Origin of the sequence: Lentibacter sp., from assembly GCF_965658795.1 — a bacterium.
GTDB lineage: Bacteria > Pseudomonadota > Alphaproteobacteria > Rhodobacterales > Rhodobacteraceae > Lentibacter.
Genome location: NZ_CBFHTG010000014.1, coordinates 1 through 19,393 on the forward strand (window position 1 = coordinate 1; position 19,393 = coordinate 19,393).

The following is a 19,393-nucleotide window of genomic DNA, read 5'->3' on the forward strand; positions in this document are numbered from 1 at the left end:
GAAGCCCAGCCATTGCCTGTGCTGGTCCATGTCAGCTCGCGCATCACGCTGTCATGGCTGCCGAGAATTATGATCCCGATCACATAGCCGATTGCGAGAAGGATGAGCGAGCCGAAGGCTTGCTCCGCGCCCAAGAAGAACAGCCGTCTTTTCTTCTTGGGGGGAGGTGCAAGATGCGGGCGCATCAATTCACGATGTGTTCTTCTTTGACGAACATATTGGCCCATGCCCGCTCGATCAGATCAGGGGACATTTTGTAAGGGATGCCCTCAAAGTCGCAGATGGCGCGCATCTGGTCGATGAGGAAGCCTGGCTGATAGTTGGCGTAGATGTTGTCGATTGTCGGGTATTTGACCTTGAGCAGGTGCACGAGGGCGGCCTCGTCGAGCTCCATCTTTTTGGCGCGGGCGACCATGGCGAAGATTTTGAGGAAGTTCTCCTGATCGGGGCCGTCGATCTTTATTTTGAAGAAGATACGGCGCAGCGCGGCTTGGTCAAAGATCTTGTTGGGGTGGAAGTTGGTGGAGAAAATCACCAGCGTGTCAAAGGGCACTTCGAATTTCTCGCCGGATTGCAGCGCGAGGATATCCTTGCTCTCTTCGAGCGGCACGATCCAGCGGTTGATCAGCGATTGGGGCGGCTCTTTCTGGCGGCCAAGGTCATCGACGATGAAGATACCGCCCGTGGACTTGAGCTGGAGCGGCGCTTGGTAGGTGCGCGCGGTCGGGTTGTAGACGAGATCAAGCATATCAAGCGAAAGCTCGCCCCCTGTGATCACTGTGGGGCGGTCGCACTTCACGTAGCGGGTGTCAAAGGTGACACGGCGGCGCAGCGCTGTCGGGTCTTCGGCCTCGTCGGCGACGGCGGTGTGAACGATGGGGTCATAGACGGTGATGACCTGCCCTGCATATTCGATGGCGCGCGGGACATAGACCTTTTCGCCCATCGCGTCGCGGATGCCGTTGGAGATGGAAGATTTGCCGTTGCCGGGGGGGCCGTACATGAGGATGGAGCGCCCCGCAGAGACGGCCGGGCCAAGGTGGTCAAGCAGCTCGGGTGGCAGGATGAGGTGGCCCATTGCGCCTGTGAGTTGCTCGCGTGTCACCTGAATGTTGCGGATCGACTGGCGCTTGACCTGCTCGCGGTAGACCGCAAGGGGAACGGGCATGGCGCCGAAATATTCGGACTGGGACAGCGCATCAAGCGTGCGCGATTTGCCCCCATCGGTGAGCTGGTAGCCCATTTCGCCGCCAGAGTTGGCGTTGAGCGTGCCTGTGGCCTCGACAAGCTTGTTCTCGCGGGCGAGGTCAATCAGCTCTTGGGTGACTTGGCGGGGCAGGCAGATGGCGCGGGCCAGCTCGCTCACTTCGGTGATGTTTTTGCGAAACATGGTTTTGAGTGCAATGTCTCGCATCATCACCAAGGGAAGCTGCATATCATCAAGGGTTTTCGGGGGGGGCGGAGCCACTACGGCTGTCGGTTGCATATTCATCTGCTGCCTCGGGTTACTCAATACAAACTGGGCCGTTTTGCGCGGGCCTCTTTAGACACCAGTTTAGCGGCGTTGCGCCAACGGGCCAAACAAAAACCGTGCAAAGGCCAGTATCGGCCCATAAAGTGCAGAAAAAATGAAGAGGTTGTGATGCAGAACGCACAGGCGCGCCGTGTATTTGGGTATGTTTTGGCGGTTTTTGCCGGGCTTGTTGCACTGGCCGCGCTGCGCCCGGGGTTTGATTTTGCCAAACACGAGACAGACATGCTGCATCTTGTGGATATTGTGCTGCGCCTTGAGGGCGGGGCCCGGCTGCATGAAGATGTCATGACGCCTCTCGGCTTCTGGAGTGTCGCGCCCTTTGTCTTGCTTAAGCAGGCGGGGCTGGGCCTTGGCGCTGCGCTAAAGTGGGGGCAGATCGCTGTGGCGGCGCTGCTTGTTGTGCCAGCCTGCTGGGTGGGCGTGAGCCGTATGCGCAGCGTGCCGCTGGCGGTGGCGTTTGCGGCGGCTGTGCTTTTGCTGGCGGCGGGGCTGGTCTATGGCGGGGCCGATGCGAAGCTGTCGTTGTCGATGCACTACAACCGCTGGGCTTGGGCTGTTGTCTTTCCGGCTTTGGCGCTGGTTGTGCTGCCGGCACAGCGGGCGGGCTTTTGGGCCGATGCGCTGGTGATCGGCGCGGCGATGGCTGCGCTTGTCTTGATCAAGGCAACTTACTTTGTGGCCTTTGCGCCTGCGGTGATCTTTGGGTTGCTTTTGCGTGGGCAAGGCAAAGTGCTGGCGGGCGCGGTGGCTGTCGGGCTTTCGGTGCTGGCGGTGCAAACGCTCTTTTTGGGGCTTGGCTTCTGGCAGGCTTATGTGGGCGATCTTTTGGCTGTGGCCGCGTCAGAGGTGCGCCCGCAGCCCGGGCAAGGCTGGGCGCAAGTCATGCTCTCGCCTGCCTATGCGGCAGGAACGCTTTTGGCGATGGGGTCGGTCTTGTGGCTGCGCAGCAAGCACAAGGACGAGCCTGCGGGGCTGATCCTTGCTCTTGTGCTGCCCGGGGCGATTTATGTTTCGTATCAGAACTTTGGCAACGACCCGCTTTGGCTTGTGCTTTGGGGGCTGCTCTTTTTGGCCTTGGCGGCGCGCTATAATGGCGAGCGCTGGCTGGGCCTTGTGGGAGCCTTGGCGCTGGCACTGGCTGCAAGCCCGCTTCTCAACATTGCTACGAGCCCTCTGCGCCACGTGCTGCAACCGCAGGCTGCTTTTGCGCCTTTGCTGGCGGCGCACCCTGATTTGCGCGGGGTTGAGGCGCGGTTTGGTCCGCCTTTGGGCACGTTTGCCTTGGGGGAGGAAGACGGGCAATGCACGCTTGCGGGCGGCGCTGTGGCGCATATGCGGCTGATGGCGCAACGGCTGGAAGACGCAGGGCTTGGCGGTGAGCCTGCCTATGTGGCGGGGCTGTTCAACACGCTGTGGATGTTTGGTGACTTTGTGCCGCTTACGGGGGGCGCACCGTGGTATTATGGCGGGCTCCCCGGGATTGAGAGCGCGCGTCTTTTTGTGCTGCCGGAATGTAGCTTTAAGCCCGCATTCAAAGAGCTTGTGATGCAAGAGATCACACGCCGCGGTATTGTGCTGACGCCTGTTTATCAGGATGATATTCTGGCGGCGTTCAGGCTTCAGCTGCCAAAGTAAGTGCCCATGAGAATATAGATTGCCAAAGTGCCGCCAAGGCTGAAGCCCATCGGGAAATCAGGGCCGACAGTCCAGCTTTTCCAATCGGGGGCCAGAGTGCGCAGCTTGGTGTTTTTGGCGATGCGGTGGGTGAGGAACGCGGCCAGAAGATTGGCCGCATAGAGCGCCAGCAGGAGCCGTAAATCGCCAAGGGCGATGAAGGGCGCGGCGGCGGCTGCAAACTTGGCATCACCTGCGCCCAAGGCGCCTGCGGCGTTGAGCACGACACCTGCCAGAAGCACGATGCCGAACTGTGCCAAGCGCCAGAGGTAGGTGTCAAATGGCATGACGAAAAGGCCCAGCAGCACAAAGACAGCCAGCAATGCCCCCACGGCTTTGTTGGGGATCTTCATGATGCGCAGATCGCTCCAGGCCACCCAGATGCAGATGGGCAGAACGAAGGGCAAAAACAGCCATGCGGCGTGTGTTGTCAGCTCCATGACGGGCTAGTTTGAGACGTTGCTGTCAAGCGCGCGCAACGAGCGCACAGCGGCTTCAAAGTGCTGCGGGTGCGTGTTGATCGCTTCGCGCAGCAGGCCTTTGCCTGTCTCGACATCGCCTTGCTTGATGGCTGAAAGGCCAAGCGTGTGCAAAAGCTGGGCGCGCTCGACCTGTGTCATGGGAATGACGGGCAGGTTGTAATCGCGCTGGGCACCACGGGCCAGAACCATATTGTTTTTGGCGGTGAAGAGCGTGTTGTCTTGGCGGATGGCATCCGCGAAGAGGCGCTCGGCTTCTTTGAACTCGCCGCGGGTGAGCTTGGAGTAGCCCCAGTTGTTGAGCACGCCAGAGGGGCGTGTTGTCAGGCCAACGGCGGTTTCATAGAAGCTATCGGCTTTTTTCCACTCTTTGTTGCTGTCAGCGACCATGGCTTCAAGGCGGTAGCGCTTGAAGGTTTCAAAGGTCGGCGGGACAAGGTCGAGTGTTTCTTCGGCTGTCTTCCAGTCGCCCGCGCGGATGAGCGCATCGGCGTAATCGACACGGTCTTCTTCGGTTGCGTCATCGGACTTCATCAGGGTGGCATAGACCGGCACAGCCTCGGAAGGGCGCTTGGCGCGAATGAGCGATTGGCCAAGGCCGCGCTGGAGATCGGCACGGTCGGGGTTTTCGCTGACGGAGCGCTTGAAGTAGTTCACCGCTTCGTTCGGGTCTGCCACGGTGAGCATGATGTCACTAAGGTTGCTTTCATCCACGACGTTTACGTCTTGAAAGGCGCGGTCAACGGCTTGGTCACCCGCTTTTTGGCAGCCAGCCAAAAGCGCCGCGCTCAAAAAGCATACGGGAAGTACTCTTAAATGGCGCATGTGCCTGCGTCCTTATTACTGTCTCAGCCTCGTCATGGTATCGATCTTATGAGGAAGTCGCTGCTTCCGCGCCGTACCAATTTATAATTTTGCTCTTCTTCTATAGCGGTATCATAGTCCGAATTTGTGGATTTTGCCAACGCTAAGCGTAGATTATCGCGAATAGAGTCGCTTTGGCCATCATCGAGTGCATAGGCACGCTGAAATATTTGTGCAGCTTCGGCATATTCGCCACGCTCCATGAGCACGACACCGAGATTGTTCCAGGCTTCTGGCACGGCATCGTCCTTGTCGGTGGCGCGGCGCAAGAGCTTTTCGGCCTGACCGAGCCGTCCGAGGCCTATGTTGGCCGAGCCAAGGGCTGAGAGGATATCAACGGTGAGGCCTTGCTGGCCTGCGGCGCGGGTGAAGGCGCGCAGCGCCAGCTCGTATTCGCCTGCTGCCATCAGCCGGTGGCCGACGAGAAGCCCGTCTACGGCCTCGGCCCCCGTCGCGCGGCCCGGCGCAAAGGGGCTGTCTTTGGATGTGCTGAGGCCGCCCGAAGAACAGGCGGCCAAAGAAATCAGAAGCGGGGATGCCAGCAACAGCCCGAAGCGGCGGTAATTCATAAAAGCCCTACATATTGCCCAACTGCGTGATGCCATGCACCGAAGGCCCAACCAGAATGATCAGGAGCGGCGGCACCGTCAGCATCATTGTGGCAAGTGTCATCTTGGTTGGCAACTTGTTCGCGGCTTCTTCTGCGCGCATGACGCGTTTATCACGCATTTCGGCAGAATAGACGCGCAAGGCATCGGAAATGGGCGTGCCGAAGGCTTGGGACTGGTTGAGCACGGTCACAAAACTTGCGATGTCTTGCGATCCGCAGCGCTCGGCCATGTCGTTGAGCACGGTGGCTTTATCCTTGCCAGCCTTCATCTCGTGGGAGACGATTTCCAGCTCGTCGGCCAGATCGGCGCAAGAGGGGCGCACTTCTTTTGAGACGCGGATGATGGATTGCTCCATCGACTGGCCCGCCTCAACGCAGACCAAAAGCATATCAAGCGAGTCAGGGAAGCCGTTGGTGAGGTTTTCTTGGCGGGTTTGCTGGCGCTTTGTGACCCAGTATTTGGGGAACATATAACCGGCAGCCCCGGGGCCGAGGATATACATGATCGTTTGCTGCATGGTCGTTTGCTCGTTTTGAACAAACATCACGAAATAGGCGACACCAAGGACAAGGAAGCCAATGCCAAGCGCGAACTGGGCGAAGTGGAAGTAGCGCACAGAATCTTTGCCGCGGTAGCCTGCTTGCATGAGCTTCAGCTTCATGCCGGCCAGCTCTTGCTCGTCCTGTGGCTCAAGGAAGTTTGCGTAGCGCTGCAGCTTTTCGTTGCGCTGTGAGCCGCGCAGCTTTTGCTTTACCTCACGGGAGTTGGAGGGCAGGCGGGTGTCGCGCTTGAGCCGCTCCAGCGGGTCACTGCGCTGCGCCATGATCATGGAGACGGCGACAAGGATGAGGATCAGCCCGAGCGAGCCCACCGCGATGAGCGGGCCAAACGGGCCAAGAACCCCTGTAAGCGTTTCGTTTAACTGGTCCATAGCGCGCTCCTTAAACCTTGATATCTGTCAGCACGCGCATGACGATCAGGTTCAGCGTGAGGAATACGGCCACAAAGATGCAGGCCGGGATGAAATAGGGGTGGTCCATGACTTCGTCATAGTAGTCGGGCTTGGAGACGTTGATGACAACGAGTGCCACCAAGGGGAAAGACGACAGGAACTTGCCCGACCACTGCGCCTCGGCGGTGATTGCTTTCACGCGACGGAAGAGGCGGAAGCGGGCACGGATCACCTGCGCAAGGCCGGCAAGGATCTCGGCGAGGTTGCCGCCGGATTGCTGCTGGATGGTCACGGCCACCGCGAGGAAGCGCAAATCTTGCAAACCGATGCGCTCGGCAAGGTCTTTGAGCGCATCGCCGACATCGCGGCCATAGGCACATTCATCGGCGATGATGCCGAACTCGGAGGCGAGCGGATCTTTGATCTCTTTGGAGACAATTTGCACAGCAGAGGCAAAGGGGTGACCCACGCGCAAGGAGCGCACCATCAGTTCGACGGCGTCAGGCAGCTGCTCTTCGATCATGGAGATGCGCTTTTTGGCCTTGGAATTGACCCAGAAGAAAATGCCTCCGATGCCGATCAGGGGCGCAAGGGCTGCGCGCACGGGCAAAGGCGAATCTGTGCCCACCGTGAGGCCGAGAAAGGCGATGACGGAGACAACGCCCATCAGCAGGATCAGCTGTACGGGAGAGAATGCCAGCGCGGCCTTTTGGGCCTTGCTTGCCAGAAGGGAGTAGAGCGGGATGCCCATCGAGCGCTTGTGCTGGTTCATTTCCTTGCGGAGTTTGTCCATCACGTCGGCACGTTTGTTGCCTTTCTGGATCATATCCAGGCGGCGGTTGACGCGGCTGTTGAGCGAGATCGAGCGGCCGAAGAGCGTCAGATAGATGCCCTCGACGAGCACAAGCACGCCGATAAAGATCAGTCCGTAGATGAGGGGTTCTGCGCTAATGGCCATGAGGCTTACTCCGCTGCAACGGGTTCAAAGATGGAAGGTGGCAAATCATAGCCCCAGAGGCGGAAGCGCTCGGAGAAGTGGCTGCGCACGCCGGTGGCTGTGAAGTGGCCGATGATTTTGTTTTCGGGGGTCAGCCCCACGCGCTGGAAGCGGAAGATTTCCTGCATCGAGATAACATCGCCTTCCATGCCTGTGATCTCGGTGATCGAGGTCATGCGGCGGGAGCCGTCTTGCAGGCGTGAGGCCTGCACGAGAAGGTTTACCGCCGAGGAAATTTGCGAGCGCACGGCTTTGAGCGGCATTTCGATCCCGGCCATGGCGACCATGTTTTCAAGACGCGAGATACCATCGCGCGGGTTGTTGGCGTGGATTGTTGTCATCGAGCCGTCGTGACCTGTGTTCATGGCCTGCAACATGTCGATAACTTCCTCGCCGCGGGTCTCGCCCACGATGATACGGTCAGGGCGCATCCGAAGAGCGTTTTTCAGACAATCGCGCGGGGAGACCTCGCCTTTGCCCTCCACGTTGGGTGGGCGGCTTTCCATGCGGCCCACGTGCGTTTGCTGGAGCTGGAGTTCGGCTGTATCCTCGATTGTCAGGATGCGCTCATCGTCGGCGATGAAGCTTGAAAGCGCGTTGAGCGTGGTTGTTTTACCCGAGCCTGTCCCGCCAGAGACGATGATGTTGAGGCGGGTGGACACGGCAGCCTGAAGGTAGGCGGCCATCTCTTCGGAGAAGGCTCCGAACGCCACAAGATCGTCAATGCCGAGCTTGTCTTTTTTGAACTTACGAATGGAAACGAGCGAGCCGTCAACCGCGATGGGCGGCACCATGGCGTTGAAGCGTGAGCCGTCTTGCAAGCGCGCATCGACGTATGGGTTGCTTTCATCCACGCGGCGGCCCACGGCGGAGACGATCTTGTCGATGATCCGCATCAGGTGCTTTTCGTCTTTGAACGTGACGTCTGACAGCGACAGCTTGCCGTTGCGCTCAACGAAAATCTGTTTGGGGCCGTTCACGAGAATATCGTTTACCGTCTCGTCTTGCAGAAGCGTTTCGAGCGGGCCGAGGCCTTTGACCTCGTCAAACAATTCTTTGGTCAGGGTGTTGCGGTCATCGCGGTTGAGAACCACGTTTTTCTGCGCCAAGACCTCATCGGTGATGGCGTTGATTTCGCCGCGCAGGTCGGCCTCGCTGGCGCTGTCGAGGGCGGCCAAATTGAGGTTGTCGAGCAGTTCGCGGTGCAGCTCGAGCTTGAGCTCGCCGATCCGCTCGCGCCGCTTGGCCTCTTTGTCCATGGGGACTGCCTGTGCCGGGATACCCGAGCTGGCACGGCGCAGGCTTGTGGACGGCGCTGGCGCTTTGACTTCAGCTGGCGCCGAGGCCGCTGCGCCTTTTGTGGGAAGCTGGGTCACTTTCGCGTCTGTGACGGGGGTGCTGGCGGCAGCGTCTTTTTTGTAGCGTGAAAACATCTGAAAACTCTTTCTTATGCGGCTTCAGCTTCGGCCTGGCCGAGCGCGTGGAGCTCGGCTGCCAGCTTGGCGATTTCTTTGCGCAGCGGGTTTTTCGCTGCAGAGGACGCCAGCGGCAGGCCATGATCGGCCCCCTGCGTGACAGGCTTGCCGCCATCAGAGAGGACAAGCTCGATTTTGATATCGAGGCTTTCGGCCATGCGTTTGATACGGGCCTTGCCGTTGAGGTCGGTAAATTTGGGGCCACGGTTGAGCACATAGCGCAGCTTGTCTGCTGGCAGATCCTCGGCCTGAAGAGCGCGCACAAGGCGCAGTGTGTTTTGTGCCGAGCGCATATCAAGCTCGAGGGTCGAGAAGTAGACCGAGGCCTTGCGCAGGACGGATTCTGACCATTGCACCAGTGTCTTGGGCATATCGACGATCACATAGTCAAAATGGGTCGCGGCCATATCAAGGACGCGGTCCACATCGGCAGAGGTGATCAGATCAAGCGGGATCATATCGGACGGTGCCGTGAAGACGCTGAGCTTGTCTTCAAAGCCGACAAGAGCCGACTTGAACATCTGGTCATCCATGCTTTCGGTGTCTGTCCAAAGCTCAAAGACTGGCTCTAGGCGGGGCAGGTCAAGATAGGTTGCGACCGAGCCGAACTGCAAATCAAGGTCGATCAGGCAGATTTTGGGCGGGGCTTTCTTATCAACAATCGCGAGTTCCCACGCGAGGTTGACCGCAAGCGTGGTTGCGCCTGTGCCGCCAGCGAGGCCGTGGCAGGCTATGATGACACCATCGCGCTTGCCCGGCCCAGCGGCAACAGGTGCAGGCGCGGCAGCCGGGGCTGCGGCTGGTGCTGGCGCATTCAGCCGCTCGATGGCGGCGTGCAGCTCGCCTTCGGGAAGGGGGTAGGGGACAAATTCGTCAGCGCCGTCGCGCAGAAGCTGGTGCAAGGCGGCCGGCGTGACATCTTCGGCCACGACGATCACTTTGATCGCGCGGGCTTTTGCGGCTTTTACGATTTCGCTGAGAAAGACGATTTTGTCTTCTTCCTCGGTATCAAGGGCCAGCGCGATGAATTCGAGGTCTTTGGCCTCTGGCTGGTCAAAGAAGTGTCGGGCCTCGCCGAAGCCGATATCGCCCCAGGCTTCGCCCAGTGCGCTTTCCATGTCTTCGATCAGTAGGTCAAAGTTCTGAACATCACGGCTGACGGTGCAAGCCTTGAGCGGGGGAAGCTCCTGATGTGGTGTCTCTGAACGTGTCATTGCCTCATTCCTCATACTAGAACGCACAGGCGGGCATTTTGCACCGTTGATCCTGCGGTTCGCGCCTCGCTTTACGAAAGACGGACGACTGCTTTTGAGAGAATATTGCTGGAGACTGGGGCAGAATTGGGGCTAAAAATATGCTTTTCTGCGATTTCTAGCAGGCGGTGTGGGCCGGGGGGCAGGCAGGGGCGCAGGCTTTTGCACGCGCCCCTCTGCTTGGAGTTTACTGGCTTGTGGCCACGTCGGCACCTGTGATGCCGGATGTTCCGATGTCTTTGCCAGCGGATGTGACATAGTCGCGGTAGATGATGGCGGCGTATTTCCCATCCAGAACGGATGGATGCGCCCGCACGAAGCCTGACACTTCGGTCACAGCGCGGCGGTTGCGGCGCTCGCGGCCTTCGGTGGCAACAAGCGGTTGTGTCTCGCCCAAGGAGGACACCGCCTCAAGCCGGTTGCGGCTGATGCCCTGGGTCGAGAGAAAAGACACCACTGCTTGCGCGCGGCGCAGGCCAAGGGTTTTGTTGTAGCTGTTGGGGCCTGGGGCGTCGGCATGGCCAAAGACACGGAAGGTGATTTCCGGGAACTGGCGGATCCAGTTGGCCTGCTCGCGCAGTGCGTCTTGGGCACCAGCATCAAGCTGGGCCGAGTTGAACGCGAAATGCACAGTTGTGATCACTTCGGCGGCAAATCTGTTTGCCAGATCAATGGCATATGATTTCTCGCCAGACATGATCTGGGTGTTGTTCATCGTCGAGTTGCCGAAATCCTGCCCCTGAAGGAGCGTGCCTGCTTCGCTTTCAAAGCGCATCATGGCTGGATTGCTGGAGCAAGCGGTGAGTGCTGTGCAGGCCGCGAGAGCGACAATACTGTTGCGCGTAAAGCGTGTTTTCATAAACCCCACCATGTCTCTTACTCCATCACGTAGCCATAAGAGCCGTTGAAGTCTTGCTTTGCAACCTCTCCGACAACACCACCTTGGCCCGTGCTTGCCACGCGGCCGTGCAAGAACAGATCTTTCTCTGACGGTGGGCGCACGCGGTCGGTTGGCAGAGCCAAGACTTCGCCGCGCGTGGGCGAAACGAGGTGGGCTGTGATGATGATCACCAGCTCGGATTGCGAGCGGTTATAGTCGGCGCTGCGGAAAAGAGCACCGAGGATAGGCAAATCACCGAGCCATGGCACCTGACCTGCGCTGTCGCGGAAGTCGTCTTGCAGCAAACCCGCGATTGCGAAGCTCTCGCCATCGCGCAGCTCGACCGTTGTTTTGGTCTCGCGGCGCTTGAAGGCATCAATGCTGAAGTTGTTGAAGGTCGCGCCATTGTTGGGGTCGAGCGAGGACACAGCGGCTTCAAGCTCAAGGTTGATCAGATCGCCATCAACCACACGGGGGATGAAGTTGAGCTCAACACCGAAAGGCTTGTACTCGATCGTGACGGAGCCACCATCTTGGGAAACCGGGATAGGATATTCGCCACCGGCGAGGAACTTGGCTTCTTGCCCTGAAAGGGCGGTCAGGTTCGGCTCGGCCAAGGTGCGCACAACGCCCTTTGTTTCAAGGGCTTCAAGCAGTACGCCGACTTCGACGGAGCCTGCGTTGAAGCCGAAGAGCATCGCGCCATTGTTTGAGTTGCCTGAGGGGACAGAGCCGCCAAGCGCTGTTGTGATGGCGCCTGAGTTGTTGGTTGTATTGGTGCCGCCGTTGAGGCCAAGGTTGCCACCTGCCGCGCTGCCGTTGAAGGCGAGCGAAGCGCTGAGCGACTTTGACACGGTGCGCTGCATTTCAGCAAAGCGCACTTTGAGCATGACTTGCTGGATCCCGCCAACAACCATGAGGTTGGAGACGCGCTCGGGCGCGTAGCGTTCGGCCAGATCCATCGCGCGCTGAAGGCGGGCTGCGGAAGACACCGTGCCAGAGAGCACGATACCGTCGTTGGCGGTGCGCACTTCGATCTTTTCGCCTGGCAAAATCTGGCGCAACCGCTCTTTGAATTCGGAAATGTCAGAGGCGACGCGCACATCAACGTTTGTGATGAGGCGGCCATTGGCATCCAGAAGGGTGAGAGTGGTTAGGCCAGGGGCCTTTCCGAGCACATAGATTGTACGGTCGGACAGCGACGAAATATCTGCGATCGCCGGATTGGCGATCGAGAGTTCGGCGAAAGGCTGGTCGCTTTCGACAACGACCGCGCGGTTCATGGGAACTTCAAGCGCGCTCGAGGTGCCACGTTTTACAACGCGCACGGACTCAGCCAAAACTGTGTGTGGAACAGCCGTTAGGGCGAGCGCAAAGCTCGCGACGGCTACTTTTAGAAAACTACTCAATGTCATTGTGACCTGCCTCTCTGATCACATTACTATCGTGGGCTTTTTGCCCATTATTGGTGTGACCATGCGTTAGTTTGGTTTTTATTGCAAGAATCAAAGGTTTCGAAGGTGAGATTTATGTTGATCTGAGGCAACAGGGGTGAATCTGCCGCGATATGAAAAAGGGGGCCAGCGCGAACTGGACCCCTGTATGATGTGTGTGAGCTGTGATGCTCTACCTTAATTTGTGCAAGGGATCTCGATTTCGACCACTTCTGCGCCGCGGCGCGTACGGATGGTGCAGACCTCTTCGAGCGCCTGTGCTACGGGGGCTTCGGCGGCTACAACGCCCAAAAGTGCGTTTTGGTCGACTTCGATCACCTCGTTTGTGCGGGCATCGCCCGAGCCGACCAAGGCAAGCGAGAGGCTGCCTGTAGACTGGGCCTGCGCCAAAGCCGCGACTTGTTGGGCTGAAGCGGCAACTGTTACTGTGCGGGCGATCCCTGCTTTTTGCACCTCTTCATTGGCTGATTGGTCAATGGCGATGAGCGGAAGGCTGGATTGTATGAGCTTTGTCACTTCGGCATTGCGGCCCTGACCCTCGACGCGGCCTGTCCAGTAGACATCAACCTGATGACCGGGGCGCAGGAAGCCCGAGACCCCTGATGCCACGCTGACCTCGATTGTGAAGGCGCGCTCACCCGGCTTGAGAAGGGAGGTTAGACCTGCAGGCTCGCCCGGGTTGGTAAGTTTGACAGCCAAGATCGCTTCGCCTGGCTCGAGGGAGCGCAGCACGGAGCGAGGCTTGTCAAAGCCCTGCGGGAAAAGCTCTTCTGGGATGCTGTAGGCGCCTTGGGGCACTGAGCGGGTTGGCCAGCTGACAAGGCGGACATCTTCGGCTGTGAGCTGGTCGCCGTATTTGACCGGCTTTTTGGTCACGAAGATCTCGACAGTGTCGATGGACCCGCCTTTGGAGCGCTCGGCTTCGAGGGCAGATTGATATTTGTCGATGTAGTCTTTGGCCATGAAGACCGCAAAGCCTGCAAGGGCAACGCCCACAATGAGTACCAATCCGAAAATGCCACGCATGATAACGCTCCTCAAAATCTGTTATGGCAAAAGCCCAGAGGCTTTGCCTTGGTCAGGTATCTAGCGCGCGAATATGGCGAGATCGTGGTGCTGAAAGGGTGATACCGTGAAATGCCCATCGCCTTGTGGAGAGGTGCCCACATGCAAAAGCCGCCCGTGGGCGGCTCAACTCGCTGAACGCGTGTGTGCAAATCGGGCGCGCTCTAAATGTCGCCAGGTTCGGCAGAGCCCATATATGAGGAGACGCCTTCTGACAGGTCTGTTGTTCCGCTGCGCATCATGCCGTAGCCAGCCGCAAGAAGGCCAACAACCGCGGCTGTCAGAACAACCCAGTCAACAGTAACCGCGCCGTCTTCACGCGACAAAAAATTCTTAACTCTGCGAAGCATACTCGTGACCTTCCCATAAAAACCCTGCTGCACCATGCAGAAGGAGAAAGGTCGCGCTGCCTCTGTGAGCGGCGCGACCTCTTAGGCCAACTTAGTTGAAGCCACCCGGGTTTTGTGAACCCATGTATGTGTTTGTGCGTGATGTCAGGTCTGACGCGCCAGTCTGGATTGAAGAGTAGGCTGCAACGGCAAGGCCAACAACGGCTGCTGTCAGAACAACCCAGTCAACTGTTACGGCGCCGTCTTCGTCTTTTTTGAAGTTTTTGATAAATTTCATCATGGTGTGTCCCTCCAAAGGATCATTAGGTTTGTGTTCACCGCGTCGGGGTGTTGATGTGCCGCTCTCTCTCTTTGGCTCATCACCGTCTCGGTATGGGGAGATATAGCCAGTGGAAAACGGCAGGAATTGGGCGCGATTTGAGCAATTTTGGTGCAATTCGAATAATTTCTGAGGTGGTGAATTAAGTTATTGATATTGCTAATTTATTCTTGATAATTTTACGGAATATTAAACTCCGTTTTTTTGATGAGGCGGCAAATTGAGCCAAATTTTATGTGAAATTCCGCGTGAGACTGGCCGATATCGAAAGATTCTGCGATAGTTTGGAAAAATAACAGGCAGAGCAGAACGCAAAATGCGGGCCCTATGTATAACGAGTCTCTTGGTGCTTCTTGGTGGTGCACCTCTTCTGGCGGAATCCCCGTCGCAGTTTCGTGACTTCACCTTCAAGAAGGTGAAGCCTCCGAAGGCTGGTGAAAAGAACCGGATCAACATTCAGATCGCTCCGGAAGATCTTGAGCGCCAGCGCGGCAAGAGCAGTAGCCTTGTGGCGCGCCCTGCGACCGAGCAGGAGGCGGCGACGGCTGAGAGCGCCAGCGCACCTGCCAAAACAAACACTGGAACATATGCATGGTTCTGGGAGAAGATCTCGCCGGATATGGCGGCAAGTGCGCCGGGCCGCCTTGCGCCTGCGCTTGTCAGTGTGAGCAACGGGCCGGGCGGGGCCGCTGTCAGCACGCCACGGCTTGAGACCTTGCGCGCCATTGTCGAGGCAAGGGGTGCGGATATCTTGAAAGCAACAATCGGAACAGAAGTGTCGCCCGCGCTTGTGCTGGCTGTGATCTCCATTGAAAGTGGCGGGCGTGTAGATGCTGTGAGCCGAGCCGGCGCGCAAGGGTTGATGCAGCTGATGCCCGTGACGGCAGAGCGGTTTGGTGTGGGAGATGCACTTGTGCCTGCCGACAACATAAAGGGCGGCGTGGCGTTCCTTGATGTTTTGATGAAGGCTTTCGACCGTGACCCTATCTTGGTGCTTGCGGGGTATAATGCGGGCGAAAACGCTGTGAAGCGCGCGGGCGGTGTGCCCGACTATGCCGAGACACGTGATTACGTGCCCAAGGTTCTGGCGGCATTCAAGACAGCGAAGGGGCTTTGCATGACGCCGCCTGAGTTGGCGAGTGACGGCTGTGTCTTTAACTTCAAGATGGCGAAATCAGACTGATGGCGGATGTGGGGGTCACCGTTTTTGCGCTTGAAGGCGGTTTGCTGCGCACATCTGTGCGGCTGGAATATGTTTGGGGCGCACTCGGGGTAAAACCGCGTGCCGCTTTTGTCAGCCTTATGAGCGGGGCAAAGCCCGAGGGTGTTGCGCTGCGCACCGATCTTTTGCCGCTGGATGCGGATGTTTTGAAAGAGATTGCGGCGCTCAAGGCTTCAGGACAGCGGGTTGCGCTTTCAAGCGCCAAACACCCCGAAGTCGCCGAAGCTTTGGCGGCTGTGCACGGGCTTGAGCTGAGCGAGGCAACAGGCGAGACGCGCGCCCAGAACTGGAGCTGGCGCGCGCTGGCCAAGGCGATCCGGCCGCACCAATGGGTGAAGAACATATTGCTCTTGTTGCCGCTCTTGGCGGCGCATCGCTTTGAAGGGGGCGCGCTGATACTGGCGCTTCTGGGCATGGTTGCCTTTTCGGCAGCGGCCTCGTCTATCTATGTGGTCAATGACCTTGTCGACCTTGAGGCAGACCGCCTGCACCCCAAGAAATGCAAACGCCCTTTCGCGAGTGGGACTGTGCCGCTGAGCGTCGGGATGCTGACGGGGCTTGTGCTTGTGAGCCTTGCCTTGGGGCTCGGGGCATATCTTGGCCCGAAGTTTTTAGCGGTGACAGTGCTCTATGTCTTTGTTTCCGTCGCCTATTCGATGCGTCTGAAGCGGATGCGCTGGGTTGATATTACGATGCTGGCTTCGCTTTATTCTGTGCGTGTGGTGGCCGGCGCGGCGGCGGCTGGTGTGGCTGTTTCCGGGGCGATGCTGTTTTTCATCTTTCCCGTGTTTCTCACGCTGGGCGCGGTGAAGCGGCTGACGGAGCTGACACTGGCCACGTCGGACGAACGCTTGCCCGGGCGGGGCTACGGGCGGCCAGACCGCGGCAAGCTGCTCAATTTTGCGGTTGTCAGCATGATTGCGGCGTTGGTTGTTTTCTTCGTCTATTCCAACAGTCCGCAGGCTGTGGCGCTTTACCCTGACCGCTGGTTTCTCTGGCTGGCGATTGTGCCGCTGGCGGCATGGCTCTTTCGGATGGTGCGGCTTGGCTACTATGGCAAGCAGGATTACGACCCTATCGTCTTTGCCCTGCGCGACAAGCGTGGGATCGGGTTGATCCTGATCACGCTGTCGCTGATGTTTTATGCGGCAGGCCTTTGGGCACAGTGGTTCGGCTTTTAGATCGACATTTTCTTGAAGACCGGCTCGGGGATCAGGCGGATCACCAGCATCACCAACCACCAGATACTTGCCGTGTAGACGGTGTTGCGCTGCTTTTTGAGGCCTTTGAAAATATCGCGCGCCACGCCTTCGGGGGTTGTCATGAAGGGTTGCTTGCCAAGGCCCCATGTCATGGCCGTATCGACAGGGCCGGGCTTGACTGTCATCACATGGACGCCCGAGCGCGCAAGGCGGTTGCGCAGCCCCGACAAATAGGTGGCAAAGCCCGCTTTGGCCGCGCCGTAGACATAGTTGCCAAGACGGCCACGGTCGCCTGCGACCGAACCGACGCCAACGATTGTGCCACCGCCGCGCGCTTCCAGAAGCGGGGCAAGCTGTTGCAGAAACTGGGCGGGGCCTGTGAAACTGTCACTCACCACGCCGTCGATCAGGGCGGGGGTGGCATCAATCTCGGATTGGTCGGGCATGGAGCCAATGAAGACGGCGCATGACAGTTGGCCTTCCTGCGCGGCGGCGTGATTGATGATGGGGGTGAAGCTCGCGGCATTGCGGGCATCAAGCGTGAAGCTTGAGACAGTGGCCGCGCCGCGCGCTTTGGCATCGGAGCCGATGCGCGCCAGATCGTCTTTGTCGCGGCCCGCGAGGATAAGGCTGTGGCCTGCTTCGGCCAAGCCGCGCACAAAGGCGCGCGCCATGGAGGAGCTTGCGCCAAGGATGATCCATGTGTCTGTGCGTGTCTCGCTCATGTCAAATGCTCCTCAGGCCAAGGCGGCGTGTCAGGTCGGTTTCTAGCTGGTGGTCAGGGTCATGTGTGTTGACCTCTTTGGCCCATGCGGCCCAGTCGGGATACATGGCTTTGGCCTCGGCCTCAGTGGCGAGGCTGTCTTTGGCAAAATAGATCCGCCCGCCTGCGGCCAAGGTGGCTGCGTTGAGCTCGGCAATCAGGGCGCGGGCCTTGGCACTTTCGCGAAAGTCCACGGCGAGCGTATAGCCTTCCATCGGGAAAGACAGCATGCCAGCGGCCTCGGGCCCGAGGCGTTTGAGCACAGCGAGGGGCGAGGCGAGGCCGCTATGGGCGATGGTCTCGACCATGGCGCGCAGCTCGGGGAGCTTGGCCTCAGGCAGGACACATTGAAACTGGTGAAACCCGTTTTTGCCGTAGAGGCGGTTCCAGTTGTGGATTTTATCAAGCGGAAAGAAGAACTCTTCCAGGGGCTTGATACGGGTTTGGCCACCATCGCGGATGCGCAGGTAATAGGCTTTGTTGAACCCGCTCACCATGGCTTTGGAGAGGGTGAAGCGTGGAAAGTTAAAGGGCACTGATTTGGCGGCCGCTTTGGGGGCGCTTTGCGGACGCACGGCTGTGCTGCGCGCTTCTTCCACGATCCCGCGACCGAGGTTCTTTGCTTTGGCGGTGCAGTCGAGCCAGCCGACTGTATAGCGCGCTTGCGAGGAGGCGAGCAGAGCGATGTGCTCTTCCCAGTTTTCGGCGCGCTGCTCGCTCACTTCCATGCCTTCGCCCTCGCACCGCTCCATCTGGAGCGTGGCGGAGACGATGATGCCTGTCTGCCCCAAGCCGCCGACGGTGGCCGCGAAAAGCCTCGTGTTGCGCTTGGGAGTGATGGTTTTGACTTTGCCTGCGACCATGAGCTTGAGTGCGGTGACGTGGCCACCAAAACTGCCATCAACATGGTGGTTTTTACCGTGCACATCCATGGCGATGCAGCCACCAAGGGTGGCAAAGCCGGTGCCCGGCATAACGGCTGGCATCCAGCCCATAGGCGCAAAGAGGCGGGCGAGTTCGCCGATGGCTATGCCCGCTTCGGCTTCCACGAGGCCTGTACTCGCGTCAAAGCTGAGAATGCGGTCGAGCCGTGTCATATCGACGGCTGTGCCATCAGAGTTGAGGCAGGCATCGCCATACGAGCGGCGTGCGCCAATGGCGGGATGCGCGCCAAGGCTTGCAAGGGCGGTTGCGCGCTCCGGGCGGGCTATCTCGCTGGTGGCTGAGAGGACATGGCCCCAGCCTGTGTAAGTCTGTGTGTTCCAGAGCATTATACGCGCCCTTCATTTAGGTTTGATTTTGCCTCGGCGTAAGGAAAGACACCAAGGCCTATGAGAATGGCAAACCACAGAGTGGTTGCACGGATCACGGCTGTCGCTGGCAGAGCCACTTCAAAAGGAATGCCCTCAAGGAGCAAGAGCCCGACCATGGCCGCCTCTGCGCCGCCAATGCCGCCGGGCGCACCTGTGAGGCCGCCTGCGAGGGTAGAGAAGACAAAGATCAGCACAGCCAGCCAGAAGCCGATTTCGACATCCATCCAGGTGAGCAGGAGCCAGAAGGCATAGCCCTCGGCCAACCACCCGATGAGGCCAAGGCCTGTGGCCAATGTCAGAATACCAGCGCTGGAGAAGGCTTTGAGCGAGCGCGCGGCGCGGCGGATACGCGCCATGAGGCGGGGGAAAAGCCCCGTGACGCGGTAAAATATGCCAGCAGAAAGCGACAGGAGGGCGGGGCGGGTGACAAGCACAGCCCCTGCGAAAGCCAGAAGCGTGACAGGCACGGCAAGGCGGATCATTGCGCCTGACATCAGCAGCCCCACTGCGAGCAGAAGGGCCATGGCGGCAAGGTCTGAGGCGCGATCAACCAATACGAGCGGGGCTGTGCGCTCAAAGCTCCAGCCTGTTTCGCGGCGGATCCAGCGCATGCGGATGAGCTCGCCCACGCGCCCCGGTGTGACCGACATGGCAAAGCCGCCGAGGAAATGGCGGATGTTCTGGCCCAGCTTGGTACCGATGCCGAGGCAGCGGGTGAAGTAGTGCCAGCGCAGGGCGCGAAAGAGGTAATTGACGAGTGACAGGGCGAGCAGCAGGCCCAACTCGCGCCAAGAAAGCTTGCCCAGCTGGGCGATTGTTGCGTCCCAGCCTGTTGCGGCGGCGAGAGAGGCAAGGCCTGCGAGCACAAGCAGAAACAGCCCGCCCAAGAGCGCATAGTCGCGCCAGCGGCTTTGGCCCGAACGGGGGGGCGATACTGGAAATTCACTGCTCATTGTCATTGCCCGACGTGGTATTGGCAGATTAGG

The 19,393-nt window shown here is 59.0% G+C and carries 20 protein-coding genes; 3 read left to right on the forward strand and 17 right to left on the reverse strand.

From position 1 onward, the window contains the following. Positions 1-185: hypothetical protein (locus tag ACTG3X_RS10500; RefSeq protein ID WP_439111221.1), on the reverse strand; the 185-nt coding region annotated here is incomplete at its 3' end. After that, positions 185-1,492 carry an ATPase gene (locus tag ACTG3X_RS10505; RefSeq protein WP_439111222.1) on the reverse strand — a complete coding sequence of 436 codons (1,308 nt, stop codon included), beginning with the start codon at positions 1,490-1,492 and terminating at the stop codon, positions 185-187. The genes ACTG3X_RS10505 and ACTG3X_RS10500, both read right to left, overlap by 1 nt. Before the next feature lie 150 nt (positions 1,493-1,642). On the opposite strand from ACTG3X_RS10505, the gene ACTG3X_RS10510 reads away from it, so the two are divergent. Beyond that, positions 1,643-3,169 (forward strand): hypothetical protein, encoded by a 1,527-nt coding sequence (locus tag ACTG3X_RS10510; protein WP_439111223.1) that lies wholly within the window; start codon positions 1,643-1,645, stop codon positions 3,167-3,169. Here ACTG3X_RS10510 and ACTG3X_RS10515 read toward each other — a convergent pair. From ACTG3X_RS10515 to ACTG3X_RS10570, 12 genes are all read right to left on the reverse strand, one after another. After that, positions 3,154-3,648, reverse strand: a complete 495-nt coding sequence (locus tag ACTG3X_RS10515) for a prepilin peptidase (RefSeq protein ID WP_439111224.1) — start codon at positions 3,646-3,648, stop codon at positions 3,154-3,156. The genes ACTG3X_RS10510 and ACTG3X_RS10515 overlap by 16 nt on opposite strands. A gap of 6 nt (positions 3,649-3,654) precedes the next feature. Then, positions 3,655-4,512, reverse strand: a complete 858-nt coding sequence (locus tag ACTG3X_RS10520; protein ID WP_439111225.1) for a tetratricopeptide repeat protein — start codon at positions 4,510-4,512, stop codon at positions 3,655-3,657. A gap of 32 nt (positions 4,513-4,544) precedes the next feature. Then, positions 4,545-5,120 carry a tetratricopeptide repeat protein gene (locus ACTG3X_RS10525; RefSeq protein ID WP_439111226.1) on the reverse strand — a complete coding sequence of 192 codons (576 nt, stop codon included), beginning with the start codon at positions 5,118-5,120 and terminating at the stop codon, positions 4,545-4,547. Between the two features lie 7 nt (positions 5,121-5,127). Then, the gene (locus ACTG3X_RS10530; RefSeq protein WP_439111227.1) at positions 5,128-6,093 is read right to left on the reverse strand and encodes a type II secretion system F family protein; all 966 of its coding nucleotides are present in this window, start codon (positions 6,091-6,093) and stop codon (positions 5,128-5,130) included. A 10-nt stretch (positions 6,094-6,103) separates the two neighbouring features. After that, the gene (locus ACTG3X_RS10535; protein WP_439111228.1) at positions 6,104-7,072 is read right to left on the reverse strand and encodes a type II secretion system F family protein; all 969 of its coding nucleotides are present in this window, start codon (positions 7,070-7,072) and stop codon (positions 6,104-6,106) included. Between the two features lie 5 nt (positions 7,073-7,077). Continuing rightward, complete coding sequence (locus ACTG3X_RS10540) at positions 7,078-8,544, reverse strand: CpaF family protein (RefSeq protein WP_439111229.1); 1,467 nt, start codon at positions 8,542-8,544, stop codon at positions 7,078-7,080. Between the two features lie 14 nt (positions 8,545-8,558). Further along, positions 8,559-9,800: an AAA family ATPase gene (locus ACTG3X_RS10545; RefSeq protein WP_439111230.1), complete on the reverse strand. Its 1,242-nt coding sequence runs from the start codon at positions 9,798-9,800 to the stop codon at positions 8,559-8,561. A gap of 226 nt (positions 9,801-10,026) precedes the next feature. Continuing rightward, the gene (locus ACTG3X_RS10550; RefSeq protein ID WP_439111231.1) at positions 10,027-10,698 is read right to left on the reverse strand and encodes an OmpA family protein; all 672 of its coding nucleotides are present in this window, start codon (positions 10,696-10,698) and stop codon (positions 10,027-10,029) included. 17 nt (positions 10,699-10,715) lie between these two features. Continuing rightward, positions 10,716-12,134 carry a type II and III secretion system protein family protein gene (locus tag ACTG3X_RS10555; RefSeq protein ID WP_439111232.1) on the reverse strand — a complete coding sequence of 473 codons (1,419 nt, stop codon included), beginning with the start codon at positions 12,132-12,134 and terminating at the stop codon, positions 10,716-10,718. Between the two features lie 216 nt (positions 12,135-12,350). Next, complete coding sequence (gene cpaB, locus ACTG3X_RS10560) at positions 12,351-13,199, reverse strand: Flp pilus assembly protein CpaB (RefSeq protein WP_439111233.1); 849 nt, start codon at positions 13,197-13,199, stop codon at positions 12,351-12,353. A gap of 203 nt (positions 13,200-13,402) precedes the next feature. Continuing rightward, complete coding sequence (locus tag ACTG3X_RS10565; protein ID WP_439111234.1) at positions 13,403-13,588, reverse strand: hypothetical protein; 186 nt, start codon at positions 13,586-13,588, stop codon at positions 13,403-13,405. Between the two features lie 91 nt (positions 13,589-13,679). Beyond that, the gene (locus tag ACTG3X_RS10570; protein WP_439111235.1) at positions 13,680-13,868 is read right to left on the reverse strand and encodes a Flp family type IVb pilin; all 189 of its coding nucleotides are present in this window, start codon (positions 13,866-13,868) and stop codon (positions 13,680-13,682) included. 385 nt (positions 13,869-14,253) lie between these two features. Between ACTG3X_RS10570 and ACTG3X_RS10575 the strand changes: the two genes are divergently transcribed. After that, on the forward strand, positions 14,254-15,090 hold the full coding sequence (locus tag ACTG3X_RS10575) for a lytic transglycosylase domain-containing protein (protein ID WP_439111236.1): 837 nt from the start codon (positions 14,254-14,256) through the stop codon (positions 15,088-15,090). Next, complete coding sequence (locus tag ACTG3X_RS10580; protein ID WP_439111237.1) at positions 15,090-16,310, forward strand: UbiA family prenyltransferase; 1,221 nt, start codon at positions 15,090-15,092, stop codon at positions 16,308-16,310. Before ACTG3X_RS10575 ends, ACTG3X_RS10580 begins: the two co-directional genes overlap by 1 nt. On the opposite strand, the gene ACTG3X_RS10585 is transcribed toward ACTG3X_RS10580, so the two are convergent. The 3 genes from ACTG3X_RS10585 to ACTG3X_RS10595 are packed head-to-tail and all read right to left on the reverse strand — an operon-like array spanning position 16,307 to position 19,360. Continuing rightward, positions 16,307-17,056 carry an SDR family NAD(P)-dependent oxidoreductase gene (locus tag ACTG3X_RS10585; RefSeq protein WP_439111238.1) on the reverse strand — a complete coding sequence of 250 codons (750 nt, stop codon included), beginning with the start codon at positions 17,054-17,056 and terminating at the stop codon, positions 16,307-16,309. The genes ACTG3X_RS10580 and ACTG3X_RS10585 overlap by 4 nt on opposite strands. A gap of 1 nt (position 17,057) precedes the next feature. Beyond that, positions 17,058-18,365, reverse strand: a complete 1,308-nt coding sequence (locus ACTG3X_RS10590) for an FAD-binding protein (protein WP_439111239.1) — start codon at positions 18,363-18,365, stop codon at positions 17,058-17,060. Beyond that, entirely contained in the window at positions 18,365-19,360 is a 996-nt protein-coding gene (locus ACTG3X_RS10595; RefSeq protein WP_439111240.1) for a lysylphosphatidylglycerol synthase transmembrane domain-containing protein, read from the reverse strand. Before ACTG3X_RS10595 ends, ACTG3X_RS10590 begins: the two co-directional genes overlap by 1 nt. Positions 19,361-19,393 lie beyond the last annotated feature (33 nt).